The organism is Cryobacterium breve, assembly GCF_027594785.1.
Taxonomy (GTDB): Bacteria; Actinomycetota; Actinomycetes; order Actinomycetales; family Microbacteriaceae; genus Cryobacterium; species Cryobacterium breve_A.
Map to the genome: position 1 here is coordinate 3,837,848 of NZ_CP075584.1, position 16,056 is coordinate 3,853,903.

The window sequence follows — 16,056 nt, forward strand, 5'->3', positions numbered from 1 at the left end:
AGCCTCAGCAAGGTCCTGGTCCTGCGTTTCGCTTACGACCCCGCTGTCGTCCCCGAAACCGGTCCCGGTAAGCTCGAACCATGGATGAAGAACAGACTGTACCGACCACATACGTCTTGCCGAACAAGGAATTCCTCGAGATCGCCGACGGCGACACACTCCCGGAAATCGGCGACGGCATCTACACCGGCGGCGTGGCCTACCGGGTCACGGACCTGTGGTTCATCGACGACGACGACGCGCCGTTGCCCTATGGCTTCAACGTGTTCCTGACCGAGGCACCCAAGAACGGCAACACCCTTCGCGAGTTCGACCCGATCTTCTTCGCGTAGAACTTCTTAGCCCAGACCGTCCGCCGCCGGATCGGCTCAGGCCCGGGCGGCGAGAGCTCGGCCTCGAGGCGTTCGACGTCCTCCCGGTGACACAGTTCGGTGGCGGGGGTCGAGGCCGTAGCGCTCCCGGCGGCGACGCCCGCACGGAAGGCTTCTTCGGCCGTTCGCCCCTGGGCGAGCCGCAGCACGAAGGCAGCCAGAAAGCTGTCCCCGGCCCCGACGGTGCTGATCACCGTCACCTTCGGCACCTCAGAGCGGATAACGCCGCTCGCGGAGGCGAGGACGGCTCCGTCCCCGCCGAGGGTCAGGGCCACATGCTCGGCGGAACCGGCGGCGACGAGCCTGCGCTGCGGCATCCGCCTGGCTTTCCGGCGTGTCGAGCGTGACGCCCGCGTGGGCCTCGAGTTCCCGCAGGCTCGGCTTGACCAGGAAGACCCCTTCGGCGAGGGCGGCCGTCAGGGCAGGGCCGGAGGCATCCACGATGCACCGTGCACCGCTCGCGCGGGCGAGGCGGGCGACGCGCGCATAGAAGTCGTCGGGGACCCCGGGAGGCAGGCTTCCGCTCGCGACAATGTAGCCACCGACCGGCATCGAGGCGGCGAGAGTGTCGAGGCACGCCGTCCATTCCGCCTCCGTGAACTCCGGCCCCTGCAGCACGAAACGGAACTGCTTACCGGTACCCGTTTCATCGACCGTGAAACTCTGGCGGGTGCTCTCGCGGATCGGAACCATGACCGTGGGAAGCCCCTCGGTGGCGATGAGCTGGCGGAAGGCCTCTCCAGTGGGACCGCCGGCTGCGTAGAGGGAGAGTGCGGTTCCGCCGAGTCGACGGATGACCCTGGCCACGTTGATGCCGCCGCCGCCCGGGTCGATACGCGTCGCACTGCACCTCAGCTTGTGCTCACTGGTCACGTGGGCCGTCGAGGTACTCACATCGAGAGCGGGGTTGACGGTGAGGGTCAGAATCGGCGGTGTCTTCACAAAGCTCGAGGCGTCCATCTTCCCAGTCTAGAAGCCGCTCCCTGCCGTTCCCGAAAGCGACGTTCGACAGGACATTGTGCGCTACTTGAGCGCCTTGGCCTTGAGCGACTCGAACTCGGTGGCCGTGATCGAACCGCTGTCGAGGAGTTCTTTCGCCTTCGCGATTTCCGCGGATGGGCTCGCGGACGAAGCGACGGACCTGACGTAGTCATCCGTGTAGTCCTGCGCCTGTTGCACGCGTTCCGCCTGCCGCCTGGCCATGTCCGGGCCGCGGGCGACCAAGTAGACGAGTGCGGTCAGGAACGGAACGAAGACCAGAAAGATCAGCCAGACGGCCTTGGCCCCGCCACTGAGCTTGTGGTCCCGGAAGATGTCGCCCACGATCGAGAACAGCACCATGAGATAGGCGATGAACGCGAAACTCCAGAAGAAGAACCACACGACGTCCCAGAAATTCGAAAACATGAGCTTCTCCTTGCCTCAGGTGCTCTTGTCCGTTCGTGCGGTCCCAGTGTTGGTGGGCTTTCAGGGGTGTCATCGCGGGTGGAAAGTGGCAGCGCGAACCGAGCACAGGATCCGCGCCAGCGCTGGGCGAACTCGCCGGCAGCCCGAACATAGCGCGACCTGAGTTCGCCGGAAAGGGCTCCTTCAGCGGGAGTGGTCCGCATCTTTTGGGGCGGAACCGGCCGAGTCAGCGTGCGCCTTGATGCTCGCACTGAACGGGATTAGTGTCCCCAGTGTCCTGATAGAGCGTCTCGACGACGAGGTCGTGACGACGAGCGAAGGAGGCACCGTGCTGGGACCCATCGAAGTGCTCGTTGTTGCGTTTCCGGGAAACAAGTTCAACGGCAAGATCGTGCCGGCGCTGGCCGATCTCGTGGACAAGAACACGATCAGCATCATCGACGCACTGCTGGTCTCGAAGGATGAGACCGGCGAGGTCAGTCTCGTGGAGTTCGACGAACTCGGCATCGCTGAGGATGCAGCCGTGTCGGCTCTGGCCGCTCTCTTCGAGGGATCCGACGGACTCCTCTCGGACGATGACGTCGACGAGTTGTCCGCCGACCTCGAGAACAACAGCTCGGCGGCCATCCTCGTCTTCGAACACACGTGGTTCAAGCCGTTGCGCGATGCGATCGTTGACTCCGGCGGAGTCCTTCTCGAAGACGTGCACGTGCCGGATTCGGTTGTCGACGAGGTGCTCCAGGCGATGGACGCATCCGGGGCCGACACCGACTGAGAGCCAGGCAACGCGCCCGGAAACGTCACGGGTGGCATGACTCGGACGATACGACTCGGATCAAGCGACGGAACACGAGGAAAGGAACACAATGATGCGTCGAGGTGGGCGCCCCGGCCTGATGGGGACGATGGCACGTACGGCGGTGATCGCAGGCACGGCTACCGCAGTCTCCGGCGGAGTCAGCCGGCGCCAGCAGGCCGCCCAGCAACAGCAGCCGCAGTATGCACCACCAGCCCAGGATGTGCAGGCACCGCAACCGGCGGCCGCGGCGGACGACAGCCTGTCCGCCCAGATCGAACGGCTCGCGACCCTCAAGACGGCCGGCGTGATCAGTGACGCGGAGTTCTCGGCGGCGAAGGCCAAACTCCTCGGCATCTGACAATTGTTACCGCAGGTTTCACGCATGACTTTGTGTGACCTGCCGGCGGCCTGGGGCAACAGTGCCGTGCATATCGTGGGTGTCCGCGCAGACGACCGTGTCTCGCGCAGAGAAAAGGACACTTTCGATGACATCGTCGCTGTACCTGGGAATCGCACTCGACGGCGCCGGCTGGCACCCGTCGGCCTGGCGCGAGCCGGAGGCCCGCCCCGTAGACCTGTTCCACCTCGATTACTGGGTCGCCCTCGTGCGTGCCGCCGAGGCCGCCGGCATCGACCTGGTCACGATCGAGGATTCCTTCGGCCTCCAGAGCCTCCGGCTTCGGCGGAATCGATCCACGCCGTGACGAGGTGCGCGGTCGACTCGACGCCCTTCTGCTCGCGACGGCCATTGCCCCGCACACGAGTTCGATCGGCCTCGTGCCGACGATCACCACGACCCACACCGAACCGTTCCACGTGGCAACCGGAGTGCAAACCCTCGACTACGTGAGCGAAGGCCGGGCCGGCTGGCGCGTGCAGGTCTCCGGGCGTGCCCACGAGGCCGCGCACGTCGGCCGCCGCACGCTGCCCGCCCTCGACCCCGCCCTCGTCGTCCTGGGGACTGACCCGGCCCAGACCGCCCTGATCGAGGACCTCTTCGGCGAAGCGCGCGACGCCGTCGAGGTCGCCCGCCGGCTCTGGGACAGCTGGGAGGACGACGCCGTGATCCGCGATGTGGAGACCGGCAGGTTCGTCGACCGCGAAAAGCTGCACTACATCGACTTCGTGGGCGACCGGTTCACGGTCGAGGGCCCCTCGATCACCCCGCGCCCGCCGCAGGGCCAGCCGCTCGTCTACGCGCTCGCCCACCAGAAGGTCCCGTATGAACTGGCCGTGGCCGGCGCCGACATCGTCGGTGTCACCCCGCATGATGACGCGCACCTCGAGGCCATCCTCGGGCAGCTCGAGACAGCGGCCCACGACGTGGTGCGCGGGGTAGACGAACCCCTGCGGGTCTGGACCGAGATCTCGGTTCTGATCGAGAAGACAGTGGATGCCGCCCATGCGACCCTCGACCGGCTCAACGCCACCCACGGGGAACCCTGGACCTCCGACACGGTCATCCTCGCCGACACCCCCGAGGCCGTCGCCGCCCAGGCTCCTGCACTGGCACTCCCTCGGTATCGACGGTGTCCGGCTGCGGCCGGCGCGGCTGCCGGAGGACCTCACGGCGATCACCGAGCGCGTTGTTCCGCTGCTGCGTGCCGCCGGGGTGCTCGACCGTCCGGCAGGAGCCGCGACCCTTCGCGCCCGACTCGGATTCGGTCGCCCCGAGAACCGCTACGCGACCCCTGCAGACACCGACCCCGCCGCAGACTCCACCCGCGAGCTCGACCTGACCGGAAGCATCCGCTGATGACCACGACCGCCAGCACGACCGCCCACCCGATCGCCCAGGACGCCTCCGGGCGCCCACTCCGGCAGGTGCACCTCGCCGCGCACTTCCCCGGGGTCAACAACACCTCGGTGTGGAGCGACGGCAAGGCCGAGAGCCAGATCGCGTTCTCCTCCTTCCGGCACTTCGCCCAGAATGCGGAGCGCGGCAAGTTCGACTTCCTCTTCCTCGCCGAGGGGCTCCGGCTGCGGGAACAGAAGGGACTCATCCACGACCTCGACGTCGTCGGCCGACCGAACACCCTCGCGATCCTGGCCGGGATCGCCGCCGTGACCGAACACATCGGCCTCGTCGGCACCCTCAGGCTCGACGTTCAACGAACCGTACGAACTCGCCAGGCAGCTCGCGAGCCTCGACCTGCTGAGTGAGGGGAGGGCCGGGTGGAACATCGTCACGACCTCCGACGCCTTCCACGGCGAGAACTTCCGCCGCGGCGGTTTCCTCGACCCGAAGGACCGCTACGTGCGCGCCGAGGAATTCGTCGCGGTGGCACGCGCGCTGTGGGACGGCTGGGCGCCCGGGGCCCTCGCCGCGAACAAGAAGACGGGGGAGTTCCTCTCCGCCGATGCGCTCGCGGCGGTCGACCACCACGGTGCGCAGTTCGACGTGAGCGGCTTCGGCACCCTGCCGCGCAGCCCGCAGGGACACCCCGTGATCGTGCAGGCCGGCGACTCGGCGGACGGCCGCGACTTCGCGTCGGCGAACGCTGAGGTGATCTTCTCCCTGCACTCCGAATTCGAGGACGGCCAGAAGTTCTTCCGCGACGTCAAGGGCCGTCTGCCGGCCGTCGGCCGCCACCCCGATTCGCTCAAGATCCTGCCCGCGGCGACGTTCATCCTCGGCGACACCGAGGCCGAGGCGCGGGAACGCTCCCGCGAAGTCGCGCTGCTGCAGGTCAGCCCGCAGACCGCGATCTCGTTCCTCGAGCAGCTCTGGGGCACCGACCTGGGCGGCTACGATCCCGATGGGCCGCTGCCGGAGATCGACCCTGTCCTTGCCGACGAGGGCGTCACCCGCGGCAGGGTGCGCCATGTCGCGGACCCGGTTGCGGTTGCGAAAGCCTGGCGCGGCCTCGCGGAAGCCGAAGGGCTGAGCATTCGTGACCTCGTCATCCGCTTCGCCGCGAAGCACACCTTCGTGGGGACCCCGGTGCAGGTTGCCGAGCAGATCAACCGGCACGTTCAGGAGGAAGCCTCAGACGGCTTCGTCATCGTCGGCCACACGAATCCGACTGGCCTCGACGATTTCGTCGACCGGGTCATCCCCGAGCTGCAGGAGCGCGGCGTCTATCGCACCGAGTACGAACCCGGCGCGACCCTGCGCGAGACCCTCGGCCTCACGCAGTAGCCCCAGGAGATTTGAGCAGCAGTGGTGGTGGCTAATTCAGGAGATCCGTGCCGCCGGGTGGGATCGGCCGCACTGGTCCGCGGACCGGTGTCGCTCGCCCGGGTGGATCTCCTGAGTTAGCCACCACCGAACTGACACCGCGCCGACCAAACGCTTACCGGACCACCCAACCGCGACCGAACCCGGCGCCGCGACCTGATGCCGCACCGCGACCCGATACCGGCCCGCGACCGGACTCCGCACCGCTAGCGGGCCGGGAGTAGCTCGAGGTCCAGGTCGGCCGCGGCGAGCACCTCGGCACCGGCATCGCGGAGGGCGGCCATGAAGGCGGCATGAACGGATGCCCCGGGAACCTCGGTGCCCTGGAACTCGAAGTCGGGTGCTGCGCAGGCGTTGTGCACCACCGTGACGGCGAAGCCGAGGTCGAGGGCGGCCCGCGTGGTCGCGTCGATGCACATGCTGCTCATCATGCCCATGATGACCAGATGATCGATATTCTCCGCGCGCAGCAGCCGTTCCAGGCCTGTGTCGACGAACGCGTTCGCGGAGCCCTTGGTCAAATGGCGTTCCTGTCCCAACGGCGCCACCAGCGGGTAGATCTCGACGCCCGCGGTTCCCGGGATGAAGAACGTCGCATCCGCTTCGGTGGCGAGGTGCTGGAAATGGATGACGGTGGTACCGATCGCGCGGCCCGAGTCGAGGACACCCCGGGCGACTACCGCGGCGGGCTCACTCCCGGAGAGGGGATATGCGCCCCCGTGGAAGTAATCGTTCTGGATATCAATGACCACAATGCCAGTGCTCACACCTGCTCCGCTTCGTTTCCTGTGCCAATTCCCCCACACGACTCTAATTGTTACGGGCCGGATTTGCGGTGTCGTTGTGCTGCCGTATTCTCGGCTCCATCCTCCCTGTCTCCTCCCGCACCCGCAAGGACCTCGTGACCGCCCCATATTCCGGAATCTCCGTCGAACTACCCGTGCTGACCTGGGGCGACCCGGCAGCGTCGCGGAGCGCACTGCTGCTGCACGGACTTACCTCCGCAGGGGGCGGTCTGGTGGCGGGTCGCGAGCGGACTCGCCGCCGAGGGGTGGTTCGTGGTCGCACCCGACCAACGTGGCCACGGCCGCGCCCCGCGCACGACCTCCTATCCGCTGGCGGGTTTCGTCGCCGACACGTTGCGGCTCCGCCCGGCGCCCGGGAAGTCCTGGGACCTCGTCGTCGGACATTCCCTCGGTGGTGCCGTCGCACTCCTCGCAGCGGCGGGCAGCGAGGACTGGACTCGGAGCGTACTGTTGCTCGACCCGCCCCTCACCCTCGGGCCGGGCTCGGTCGCGCCGCTCCTGGCCGAGACCATCGCGGAGATCACCGACCCGAGCGCAGCCAGGATCCTGAGCGAGAATCCCGGCTGGCATGCGGAGGACGCGCACCAGAAGGTAGAGGCGGCGCGCGTGGTCAGCCCGTTCACCGTTGAGCGCGTATTGAGCGATACCAGCCCCTGGGATCTCGAACCGCACCTCGACGATGTCCGGGTGCCCATCCGGCTCCTCGGTGCCGACCCGGCATCGGGAAGCGCATCAGTGCTTCCCGAGCAGGGTGAGCGGCTCGCCGCTCGGCACGCGAACCTCAGCTACGCGTTTGTCGCGGGCGCAGGGCATTCGATCCATCGGGACTCGGCAGATCGGGTGATTGCCGAGGCGCTGCAGGCCACGGTCACGGGCGCTCCTGCAACCAATCCATGACCGCGGGACACGCTTCGAGCACGGAAATGTGGCCGTCCTCCGGGCGCAGCCAGAGCTCCGCTCGGGGAAGACGTCGGTTGAGCCAGTCGGCGTGAGACGGCGGGACCACCCGGTCCCTGCCGCCCTGGACCAGCAGCACCGGCGCGGCGACCGCGGAGACGGGGAAGCCCCACGGGGCCACGAAGGCGAGGTCGTCGTCGATCAGGCCCCCTGGCCCCGCCTCCGAGGCCAGTCCGACATCGGCGCCCAGTGCCGCCCAGGGGCCGGCCAGCGCGTCGTAGTCCGCCTCGATGAAGCTGTCCGGGTCGAAGTCCTCGGTTTCCTCATAGGTCGTACGCTCCGCACGGCCGAGCAGCGCCGCGCGCAGGGAGGCGCCGTTCGTGGCCATGCCGGCGAACCAATCGAAACCGTCGGCCTCGAGTGGAGCCAGGGTCGCGAGGCAGCCCACCGCCGAGACCCGTTCCGGCAGCAGCGCAGCGCAGGCGAGTGCATGTGGACCGCCTCCTGACGCGCCCATCACGGCGAATCGGGCGATGCCGAGGGCATCGGCGAGCTGTTCAACGTCTGAGGCAGCGGCGGCCACGTCACGACCCGGCAGGGCAGATGAACCGCCGTACCCCGGCCGCCCATAGGAGATGAGACGGATGCCGCGAGCGGCCGCCGCGGACTGCAGCGGCTCGAGCAGGGCACCCGTCTGGGGCGAACCGTGCTGCCAGAGCACGGTGAAGGCCGAGTCCAGTTCATGATCTGCTGCGCTGTCGTGGACGCGCAGCGTGCGGCCGTCGCGAAGGTCAAGGTCCTGGATGAACACCATGGAGACATCCTAGATAGCGGGCTGGGTGGGGAGCCAGCGCGATCAAATAGAAGAGCCGGGCCGGGAGAAGTGTCTCTCCAGGCCCAGCTCTTCCGGCGATGAATGGTGACTACGAGCGCGGCAGTCCGGCCGGGTTCACGAGCGACTCGGTGACGCTCTCGGAGCCTGAGGCCCCAGCGGGCGAGGACGTCGCCGTACTGGCCGCCCTTGATCGCGTTGTTGAGCACGATGCTGACGCCCTCGATGAGGCCGTTGCCCTTCTTGGTGCCCGCTGCGATGTTGGCGTGCGCCGGGTAGCCGCCGTTGAAGGTTCCGACGAGCTTGGTCTCACCGTTCTGAGCCGCTGCATAGGCGGAGGTCGCGTTCGGTCCGAAGTTGGCGTCAGCACGGCCGGACTGCAGGGCCAGGTTCGCGGCCGCGGTGTCGTCGAAGTACTGGTACTCGACAGCGGCGAGGCCCTTGGCGATGTTCTCCTTGTCCCAGGTCTGGAGGATCTTCTCCTGGTTGGTTCCGGAGCCGACGATGACCTTGAGGCCGGCGACGTCCTTGGCCTCCTTGATCGAGGAGATCTTCGAGTCGCTCTTCACGTAGAAGCCGAGGAGATCCTCGCGGTAGCTCGCGAAGTCGTAGAGGTCCTTGCGAGCCTCTGTCACGGTCACGTTCGACGTGATCAGGTCGTACTTGCCGGACTGGATGCCGAGGGGCCAGTCCGCCCACGCGGCTGGCTGCAGGTTGAGTTCAAGGCCGAGGCCGTCAGCGATGAGCCTGCGCGATGTCGGTCTCGTTGCCGATCAGGGTCGTGTCGTCGGTCGCGAACAGGCCCAGGGGAGCAACGTAGGGGCTGACGACGACGGTGAGCTTGCCTGCCTCGATCGGGGTGAAGCCGCTCTTCTTGATGGCGGCGATGGCTTCGGGCACCTTGTCGAGACGGATCCGGTCCTGCTTCGGCCCGAGGTTGAACGTCACGGGTGCTGCGGATGCCGAGGGAGAGACTGCGCCTGCAGCCTGGGCCGAGCTGTTGCCGGTGGTGGCCAGGACGGCCGCGGTGATGCCGCCTGCGACGAGTGCAACGGCGGCGATGCCTCCGATGATGACCGCGGTTTTCTTCTTAATTGCCATTGTGTGCCTCTATTTCTGTGAGTTTCTGCTGTGAATGCTGTTGTGCAGGGTGGGTGGTGGATGGATGGCCCGGAACGCGCCTTAGAGCACGCGTCCCAGGAATTCTTTGGTGCGTGGGTGCTGCGGAGAACCGAAGACCTGCTCTGGGGGGACCGACTTCGAGGATGTGCCCGGCGTCGATGAACACGATCCGGTCGGCGACCTCACGGGCGAATCCGATCTCGTGGGTCACGATGATGAGAGTCGTGCCGAGTTTGGCCAGGTCCCGGATCACGTCGAGGACCTCCCCGACGAGTTCGGGATCGAGCGCCGATGTCGGCTCGTCGAACAGCAGCACCTTGGGCTGCAGGGCCAGGGCGCGCGCGATCGCGACGCGCTGCTGCTGGCCGCCGGAGAGCTGGCGGGGATAGGCGTCCGGCTTGTCGGCGAGGCCTACCTTGGCGAGGAGTCCGAGGGCGAGTTCGCGAGCATCCGACTTGCCGAGCCGCCCGAGGGCGACGGGGGCGACGGCGATGTTCTCGGCGGCGGTGAGGTGCGGGAAGAGGTTGAAGTTCTGGAAGACGACGCCGACGTTCGTGCGTCGCTTGAGGATTTCGCGTTCCTTCAGCTCGAAGAGCCGGTCGCCGCGCTGCTCGTAGCCGATCAGCTCGCCGTCCACGGTGACCCAGCCTCGGTCGACGCTCTCGAGGTGGTTGATCGTGCGGAGCAGGGTGGACTTGCCCGACCCGGACGGGCCGAGGATCGCGACGACCTCCCCTGGCCGCACGGTCAGGTTCACGTCGTGCAGCACTTCGTGGCCGGCGTAGATCTTGGAGACCCCGCGAATTTCGACGAGGCCGCGGGTCCACGGTGCGGTCACCGTGCCGGACGCCTGGGTTGTTGCGATGCTCATGATCCGTTTCCGCCGATCCGGGTTGTCGCTGCTTCGGGTGCTTCGGGTTTCTCGTCGAGCCGCGCCCATTGGGTGTTCACCCAGGCCCGCGCCGCCTGGATGGGCGTCGGCGGAACCACTCGGAGGGCGCCCCTGGCGAAGTAGCGCTCCACGTAGAACTGGGCGACGCTCAGCACGGTGGTGAAGATGATGTACCAGACCACCGAGACGAGCAGCAGTGGGATCACTTGTTGGTTGCGGTTGTAGATGACCTGGGTGACGTAGAAGAGTTCGCCGAGGGCGATGACTGACACGATCGAGGTGCCCTTGATCAGGCCGATGATCTCGTTGAACGCGTTCGGGAGAATCGCCCGGGCCGCCTGGGGCAGGATGATCCGCAACACCCGTACGTGTCGGGGGAGTCCGAGGGCGGCCGCGGCCTCGAGCTGGCCCTGGTCGACCGAAAGGATGCCGCCGCGAATGATCTCGGCGGAGTACGCCGCCTGGTTGAGCGAGAGGCCGAGCACCGCGGCAGCGAACTGGCTGACCAGGGTGACGGTGTCGAAGCTCCAGAAGTAATTGTCGGTGAACGGGACGCCGAGTCCGAGGCGCGGGTACAAGTAGCCGAGGTTGTACCAGACCAGCAACTGCACGAGCAGGGGAACCGAGCGGAAGAACCAGATGAACGACCAGGACACGCTGTTCAGGATCGGCGATTTGGACAGCCGGGCGAGGGCGAGCAGTGTGCCGAGGATGAACCCGATCGTCCCGGACACGACCGTCAGGGCTAGTGTCAGCTGGATACCCTTCAGGATCGCCGGAGCGAAGAAATAGGTCGCGAAGACCGGCCAGCCGTACTTGTCGTTCGTCGCGAGGCTGCAGAGGAACTGCAGCACGACGAAGAGCACGAGGGCGCCGAAGATCCAGCGCACGTAGTGGCGGGTGTGCACGACCTTGAGGGCGGCGAAATCGGGCGAGTCCCGATTCACGATCTGGGGAGAGTCCTGTGTCGGAGCCGCCGACCGGTGTTCCTTCACGGTATCCGTCATGGTCTCAATCGCTTTCGGGAATCAGCGCGACAAAGCGCGGGTTGTCAGCGTGCTCACGGCGGATGGCCGCATAGTGCGCCGCCGTGATACCGGAAACGTCGAGGTCCTGGGCGTCAAGACTCTTCGCGAAGGCGTGGATCACGACCTCGTCGGGGGTCAGAGCCGTGTCGAAGAGTGGCGTGTAGCCCGTGACGAGGTAGAGGTTCTTCGCTTCGGGCTGGCGCGGGCCTGTCGTCAGGAACACCCGGTCGTAGCCACGCCTGGCGGACTCGGCTTCGAGTTCGGCGACCACGAACCGGGCAAGACCCTGACGGCGATGGGAGGCCGCCGTCCAGATGCGCTTGAGCTCTGCGGTGCGCTCGTCGAACCGTTTGAAGGCGCCGCCCGCGATCGGGATGCCGTCCCGCACCAGCACGACGAAGGCACCGTCGGGCGCCGCGAAGGCATCGACCGGGTACCGAGAGATCTCAGTGGACGCACTTTCGCCGAAGTACGAGCCGTACCGGGAGTGGTACTCCGCGGCGAGGTCCGTCAGCAGCGGCTGGGCGAGGGGGTCGTCGGCGGCGATGTAGACGAAGGTGTCTCGCGTGGTGGTGGTGTCTGCGAATTCAATGGCCACGGGGTACCTGCCTTTCTCGTGGGTATCGGTGGATAGCGGTGGGAAGCGGTGGGGGAGCGAGGAAGCGGGACGGCCCCGCTGGATTTGAAACCTAAGGGGGTCTTCGAAGCGGCGCCAACGCATCCGCTTCACAATTCGTCACCTCGTCACGGTGCGACACATTGGGCGGGATTTGTCGCCGTCGAGACGACTCTTGTGTCATGAGCGACACCAGAAGCACCCACACCACCCCCGCCATCGCGATCATCGGCGGCGGTCCCCGGGGATCCGGAGTGCTCGAGCGCCTCGCGGCGAACCTCGACGAGACCTGGGGGAGCGACCGACCCCTTGTCGTGCACGTGATCGACCCGTTCCCACCGGGAGCCGGCCGGATCTGGCGGCACGACCAGTCCCCGCTGCTCAAACTGAATTCCCTCGCCGAGGACGTCACGATGTTCACCGACGAGACCTCGGTCATCGATGGGCCGGTTCTCCCCGGGCCGTCCCTGATCGAGTGGGCCGCCGGGGTGAGGGCCGGAACGATCGAGATCCCTGTGGTCGACGACATCCTCGCCGCCGAGATCGCCGGGCTCACCGGGGCGAGCTTTCCCACCCGCCGCCTGCAGAGCCTCTATCTCACCTGGTTCCACCAGGAGGCCGTCGCCGCACTCGGGCCGAACGTGACCGTCCAGTCGCACCGGGCCACTGCCATCCGGGTCGACGACGCCGCGGCCGTTGACGACGATGCTGCCGGCCAGCTCGTCGTCCTCTCGACCGGGGTCACGCTCAACGTCGACCTCGTGCTCTACTCCCTCGGCCACAACGGCGCAGACCCGTCCCCCGAGCACTCCGCCCTCGCCGAGTTCGCCCGCCGTCACGCCCGCTACTACCTGCCGCCCGCCTTCACGGCGGATGCCGACACGAGCGGCATCGAGCCCGGCGAACGGATCATCGTGCGCGGCTTCGGCCTCGCGGCAGTGGACCTCACCGTGCTCCTGACCGAGGGCAGGGGCGGCCGGTTCACCCGCCTGCCCGACGGGCGGCTTCACTACGCGCCGTCCGGGCTCGAACCGCGAGTGTTGATCGGGTCGCGCAGAGGTGTGCCGTACCACTCGAAGATCAGCTCGACCCTCGTCGGGGAGCCGCCGGTTCCGCGGTTCTTCACACCCGACGTTGCCGCGGCACTCGACAGGGACAGCACGAGCCTCGACTTCACGAGCGATGTCTGGCCGCTGATCGCGCAGGAAATGGTCTGGGGATACTACCGGGAGCTGTTCACCGGGCACCCCGAGCGGGTGTCCACGTCCTGGGCGGACTTCTCCGACCGCTTCGCCGCGCTCGACCCCCGGGCGCTGCCGGTCGCGGCAGCCCGGCCGGAACGGTCAGGGGAACGTCCGGCGAGTCATCCGCTTCCCGACTGGGGTGCCGACACCTTCCTCATCGAGCAGGACGCGGCCCGGTTCCGCGTCCTCGTCGAGTCGACCGTCGCCGACCCCATCGACTGGTTGTTCCTGCCCGACTTCGATCGTCCCCTCGACGGGCTCCGGTTCGAGTCTGCCGCTGAGCTCCAGGACGCCCTGCGCGACTACATCCGCCGGGACCTGACGCTCCGCACCGCGCCGGAGCACAGCGCGACATTCGCCCTCTTCATCGCTCTGCTCCGGAGCCTCTTCGCGCTCTCGGACATCATCGATTCGCCGAAATGGAGCGCACAGTCGCGGGTGCGCGACATCCATGGCTGGTGGCTCGGCTACTTCAGCTTCATCGCGAGCGGCCCGCCCGGTCACCGGCTCGAGGAACTTCTCGCGCTCTCCGAGGCCGGCATCGTCGAATTCCTCGGCGGTGACCTCTGGGTGCAAGCCGACGAGGCGACGGGCTTGTTCCGGGCCGGAAGCGCCAACCTCGACCGGGTCGTCACGGCGACAGCGCTCGTCGACGCGCGGCTTCCCGACACCGTGGTCTCCGCGAGCGACAACCCGCTGCTCCGATCGCTCCTCGACTCCGGCAGCGGTGTCGAGGAACAGGCGACGGATGCCGGCTTCACCGGGAGCACGGGACACCTCGCGGTGCGCCAGGCCGACACGCGGGTGCTGACTCCCGGCGGAGACCACCACCCGAGGCGCTTCGCCATCGGGCCGTACACGAACTCGCCGTTCGTCGGCGCGTTCTCCCGTCCGCGCACGAATGCGATCTCCTTCCGCGAGAACGACAAGGTCGCCAGGGCGCTCCTGGTCCACCTCGACGGCCTCGTGGGCGGACCGCAACGCACTCGCCTGCCGGCGAACCTGGCCGGAAGCACCCGATGATCCGGGACGCCGTCCGGGACGCGATCCGGGCCCTGTGGGCATTCCTGGCGAGTTGCCCGGTGCCGGGTGACGAGACACTGCTTGCGACCTCGCCGCACTTTCTCCTGCGCCTCGTCGATGACGGTGTCGCCCGCTTCGACCGAAGGGACACGCTCACCACCTGAATTGCACCGCGGCGTGCCCGAGAGGACGAAGGGACCGGTTTCATATTCCGGTAGTCGCAGGTTCGAATCCTGCCGTCGCGTCACCAACCGTCGAAGCTATGCACTGGCGAGCGAAAACGCCAGCGATCATGCATTCTTTACGAGATGTTTCCGTCCGCGACGGGATGTGTCGGCCGGGACCCCGGCCCGAATCGACCCGGCCTAGCGTCGACCCATGACGAATCACACCTCCCCGGCGTCCGACGCCGACTGGTCGGAGCGCGACGGCCACCTCGTGCTCGGTGCGATGGTGCGCACCCTGGGGTCCTTCCCGTCCGGGTGGCGCTATCCCGGTGCGCACAACGACCCGTCGACCGATCCCCGTGCGCTCAAGCGGCTCGCGCTCGCCGCGGAGAAGGCCGGCCTCGACTACCTGTTCCTCGGCGACTGGCTCGCCACGGATCCGGAGCTCGAGTTCTCCGACCCACACCTGCTCTCCCGCATCGACTCGATGAGCACCGCGGCCTACCTCGCCGCGATCACGCGACGGATCGGTCTGGTCGGAACCGTGGAGGCCGCCCACTCCGAGCCATACGCGACGGCCAGGGCCGCTGCGTCGATCGACCGGCTCAGCGGAGGGCGCTTCGGGCTGAACCTCACCGTCGGCGCCGATGCGAAGGTCGAGGCGAATTTCGGGCCGCCCGGGGCCCGCTCCCAGCTCGATCGCTTCGAGGTGGCCGACGAGTACGTCGCCGTGCTTCGCGGTCTCTGGGATACCTGGGGTGAAGACGCGTTCACGAGGAACGTGGCGACCGCGGCCATCATCGACCGGTCCAGGGTCACGCCCCTTGACCACGTCGGGCCGGCCTTCGAGGTGGCCGGTCCGCTCAACGTGCAGCGCCCCGTTCAGGGCCATGTCCCACTCGTCCACGCCGGTACCTCGCGTCGCGCCCAGCAGTTCGCGGCCGAGCAAGCCGACATCTACGTGGTCGCGCCGACGAGTCTGGGCGACGCCGCCGAGTTCTACCACGAGACCAAGGCGAGGGTCGAGGAGGCCGGCCGTGCGGCATCCGCCCTGACCATCGTGGCCCTCGTCCTCCCGATCGTCGGCGAGACGCGAGCGGATGCCTGGGCCGTCTACGACAGGCTCGTCGAGTTGTTCCCCATCGACGACGGGACCCCGGAATCGGCGAAACTCGACCTGCCCGGCAACCGGAACATCCGGCACCTGCGCCAGATCATCGGGCTTCCGCTCGTCGAGCGACGCTTCGACGAGGCCGTCACGCCCGGCACCGCGAGCCGCTTCACGGCGGCGGGCGACCGCCTCGTCGACCTGGTCACCCGCCGGTCCGGTCGCACCATCGGCGGCACGCGGCCGGTCACCTACCGGCACCTCCTCGTCGCCCACCTGATCAGGTCCCCGATCGTCGTCGGGTCGCCAGCCGACATCGCCGACCACCTCGAAACCTGGTTCCGGGCGAGCGCGGTCGACGGCTTCAACGTTCTGAACGCCTTCCTGCACGAACAGTTCGAGACCTTCGCCCGTCTCGTCGTGCCCGAACTCCGCAGCCGGGGGCTCGTCAGGGACGAGTACGAGGCCGTCACGCTCCGCGGTCACCTCCGATCCCCGCTGCACGGCACGCCCGTACCGCCGCTCGCCGCGGCGCACCTCACCCGCACCGACTGAAGGACGAC

17 protein-coding genes, 1 tRNA gene and 3 pseudogenes are annotated in these 16,056 nt (G+C 67.6%); 11 read left to right on the forward strand and 10 right to left on the reverse strand.

The annotated features are described in order from the left end of the window. The first annotated feature begins 80 nt into the window (after positions 1–80). Positions 81–332 (forward strand): hypothetical protein, encoded by a 252-nt coding sequence (locus tag KIV56_RS18670; protein WP_134450258.1) that lies wholly within the window; start codon positions 81–83, stop codon positions 330–332. On the opposite strand, the gene KIV56_RS18675 is transcribed toward KIV56_RS18670, so the two are convergent. The 3 genes from KIV56_RS18675 to KIV56_RS18685 form a co-directional block, all read right to left on the reverse strand. Then, a complete protein-coding gene (locus tag KIV56_RS18675; protein WP_281534595.1) occupies positions 251–688 on the reverse strand; it encodes a PfkB family carbohydrate kinase in 438 nt (145 codons plus the stop codon). The genes KIV56_RS18670 and KIV56_RS18675 overlap by 82 nt on opposite strands. Continuing rightward, entirely contained in the window at positions 582–1,331 is a 750-nt protein-coding gene (locus tag KIV56_RS18680; RefSeq protein WP_281534596.1) for a 1-phosphofructokinase family hexose kinase, read from the reverse strand. The genes KIV56_RS18675 and KIV56_RS18680 overlap by 107 nt, the downstream gene beginning before the upstream one ends. 63 nt (positions 1,332–1,394) lie before the next feature. Further along, the gene (locus KIV56_RS18685; protein ID WP_281534597.1) at positions 1,395–1,778 is read right to left on the reverse strand and encodes an SHOCT domain-containing protein; all 384 of its coding nucleotides are present in this window, start codon (positions 1,776–1,778) and stop codon (positions 1,395–1,397) included. A gap of 328 nt (positions 1,779–2,106) precedes the next feature. On the opposite strand from KIV56_RS18685, the gene KIV56_RS18690 reads away from it, so the two are divergent. The 5 genes from KIV56_RS18690 to KIV56_RS18710 all read left to right on the forward strand — a co-directional run bounded on the left by KIV56_RS18690 (position 2,107) and on the right by KIV56_RS18710 (position 5,719). Next, a complete protein-coding gene (locus tag KIV56_RS18690) occupies positions 2,107–2,553 on the forward strand; it encodes a DUF6325 family protein (protein ID WP_281534598.1) in 447 nt (148 codons plus the stop codon). Positions 2,554–2,644: 91 nt separating this feature from the next. Continuing rightward, complete coding sequence (locus tag KIV56_RS18695; protein ID WP_281534599.1) at positions 2,645–2,935, forward strand: SHOCT domain-containing protein; 291 nt, start codon at positions 2,645–2,647, stop codon at positions 2,933–2,935. 127 nt (positions 2,936–3,062) lie between these two features. Continuing rightward, positions 3,063–3,281: a hypothetical protein gene (locus KIV56_RS18700; protein WP_281534600.1), complete on the forward strand. Its 219-nt coding sequence runs from the start codon at positions 3,063–3,065 to the stop codon at positions 3,279–3,281. A 4-nt stretch (positions 3,282–3,285) separates the two neighbouring features. Next, on the forward strand, positions 3,286–4,740 hold the full coding sequence (locus KIV56_RS20020; protein WP_348648424.1) for an LLM class flavin-dependent oxidoreductase: 1,455 nt from the start codon (positions 3,286–3,288) through the stop codon (positions 4,738–4,740). Next, positions 4,733–5,719, forward strand: a complete 987-nt coding sequence (locus KIV56_RS18710; protein WP_348648582.1) for an NtaA/DmoA family FMN-dependent monooxygenase — start codon at positions 4,733–4,735, stop codon at positions 5,717–5,719. Before KIV56_RS20020 ends, KIV56_RS18710 begins: the two co-directional genes overlap by 8 nt. Before the next feature lie 245 nt (positions 5,720–5,964). Here KIV56_RS18710 and KIV56_RS18715 read toward each other — a convergent pair whose 3' ends face one another. Continuing rightward, positions 5,965–6,525, reverse strand: a complete 561-nt coding sequence (locus KIV56_RS18715; protein WP_281534601.1) for a cysteine hydrolase family protein — start codon at positions 6,523–6,525, stop codon at positions 5,965–5,967. Between the two features lie 252 nt (positions 6,526–6,777). On the opposite strand from KIV56_RS18715, the pseudogene KIV56_RS18720 reads away from it, so the two are divergent. Next, positions 6,778–7,461, forward strand: a pseudogene (locus tag KIV56_RS18720) (alpha/beta fold hydrolase); the annotation flags it as partial. On the opposite strand, the gene KIV56_RS18725 reads toward KIV56_RS18720, so the two are convergent. The 6 genes and pseudogenes from KIV56_RS18725 to KIV56_RS18750 all read right to left on the reverse strand — a co-directional run bounded on the left by KIV56_RS18725 (position 7,433) and on the right by KIV56_RS18750 (position 11,933). After that, positions 7,433–8,182, reverse strand: coding sequence for an alpha/beta fold hydrolase (locus tag KIV56_RS18725; protein WP_281534602.1), 750 nt, complete (start codon positions 8,180–8,182; stop codon positions 7,433–7,435). The pseudogene KIV56_RS18720 and the gene KIV56_RS18725 sit on opposite strands and share 29 nt — an antisense overlap. Before the next feature lie 323 nt (positions 8,183–8,505). Further along, positions 8,506–9,036 (reverse strand): annotated as a pseudogene (locus KIV56_RS18730) (transporter substrate-binding domain-containing protein); the annotation flags it as partial. Next, positions 9,029–9,394, reverse strand: a complete 366-nt coding sequence (locus KIV56_RS18735; protein ID WP_281534603.1) for a hypothetical protein — start codon at positions 9,392–9,394, stop codon at positions 9,029–9,031. The gene KIV56_RS18735 and the pseudogene KIV56_RS18730, both read right to left, overlap by 8 nt. 81 nt (positions 9,395–9,475) lie before the next feature. Continuing rightward, a pseudogene (locus KIV56_RS18740) lies at positions 9,476–10,286 on the reverse strand (amino acid ABC transporter ATP-binding protein). Continuing rightward, on the reverse strand, positions 10,283–11,314 hold the full coding sequence (locus tag KIV56_RS18745) for an amino acid ABC transporter permease (protein ID WP_281534604.1): 1,032 nt from the start codon (positions 11,312–11,314) through the stop codon (positions 10,283–10,285). Before KIV56_RS18745 ends, KIV56_RS18740 begins: the two are co-directional and overlap by 4 nt. Before the next feature lie 4 nt (positions 11,315–11,318). Further along, entirely contained in the window at positions 11,319–11,933 is a 615-nt protein-coding gene (locus KIV56_RS18750) for a GNAT family N-acetyltransferase (RefSeq protein WP_281534605.1), read from the reverse strand. 200 nt (positions 11,934–12,133) lie between these two features. Here KIV56_RS18750 and KIV56_RS18755 point away from each other — a divergent pair, with 200 nt between their 5' ends. From KIV56_RS18755 to KIV56_RS18770, 4 genes are all read left to right on the forward strand, one after another. Then, positions 12,134–14,218: an FAD/NAD(P)-binding protein gene (locus KIV56_RS18755; RefSeq protein ID WP_281534606.1), complete on the forward strand. Its 2,085-nt coding sequence runs from the start codon at positions 12,134–12,136 to the stop codon at positions 14,216–14,218. After that, positions 14,215–14,382, forward strand: coding sequence for a hypothetical protein (locus KIV56_RS18760; protein WP_281534607.1), 168 nt, complete (start codon positions 14,215–14,217; stop codon positions 14,380–14,382). Before KIV56_RS18755 ends, KIV56_RS18760 begins: the two co-directional genes overlap by 4 nt. Before the next feature lie 7 nt (positions 14,383–14,389). Further along, a tRNA-Met gene (locus tag KIV56_RS18765) sits at positions 14,390–14,463 on the forward strand. A 133-nt stretch (positions 14,464–14,596) separates the two neighbouring features. Beyond that, positions 14,597–16,048, forward strand: a complete 1,452-nt coding sequence (locus tag KIV56_RS18770; RefSeq protein WP_281534608.1) for an NtaA/DmoA family FMN-dependent monooxygenase — start codon at positions 14,597–14,599, stop codon at positions 16,046–16,048. Positions 16,049–16,056: the final 8 nt, after the last annotated feature.

Excerpts from the sequence above, each read along its gene's own strand:
- KIV56_RS18735 (WP_281534603.1), bottom strand. The coding sequence starts at position 9,394 with ATGGCAATTAAGAAGAAAACCGCGGTCATCATCGGAGGCATCGCCGCC.
- KIV56_RS18700 (WP_281534600.1), top strand. The coding sequence starts at position 3,063 with ATGACATCGTCGCTGTACCTGGGAATCGCACTCGACGGCGCCGGCTGG.
- KIV56_RS18675 (WP_281534595.1), bottom strand. The coding sequence starts at position 688 with ATGCCGCAGCGCAGGCTCGTCGCCGCCGGTTCCGCCGAGCATGTGGCC.
- KIV56_RS18670 (WP_134450258.1), top strand. The coding sequence starts at position 81 with ATGGATGAAGAACAGACTGTACCGACCACATACGTCTTGCCGAACAAG.
- KIV56_RS18755 (WP_281534606.1), top strand. The coding sequence starts at position 12,134 with ATGAGCGACACCAGAAGCACCCACACCACCCCCGCCATCGCGATCATC.
- KIV56_RS18685 (WP_281534597.1), bottom strand. The coding sequence starts at position 1,778 with ATGTTTTCGAATTTCTGGGACGTCGTGTGGTTCTTCTTCTGGAGTTTC.
- KIV56_RS18695 (WP_281534599.1), top strand. The coding sequence starts at position 2,645 with ATGATGCGTCGAGGTGGGCGCCCCGGCCTGATGGGGACGATGGCACGT.
- KIV56_RS18680 (WP_281534596.1), bottom strand. The coding sequence starts at position 1,331 with ATGGACGCCTCGAGCTTTGTGAAGACACCGCCGATTCTGACCCTCACC.
- KIV56_RS18770 (WP_281534608.1), top strand. The coding sequence starts at position 14,597 with ATGACGAATCACACCTCCCCGGCGTCCGACGCCGACTGGTCGGAGCGC.
- KIV56_RS18745 (WP_281534604.1), bottom strand. The coding sequence starts at position 11,314 with ATGACGGATACCGTGAAGGAACACCGGTCGGCGGCTCCGACACAGGAC.
- KIV56_RS18760 (WP_281534607.1), top strand. The coding sequence starts at position 14,215 with ATGATCCGGGACGCCGTCCGGGACGCGATCCGGGCCCTGTGGGCATTC.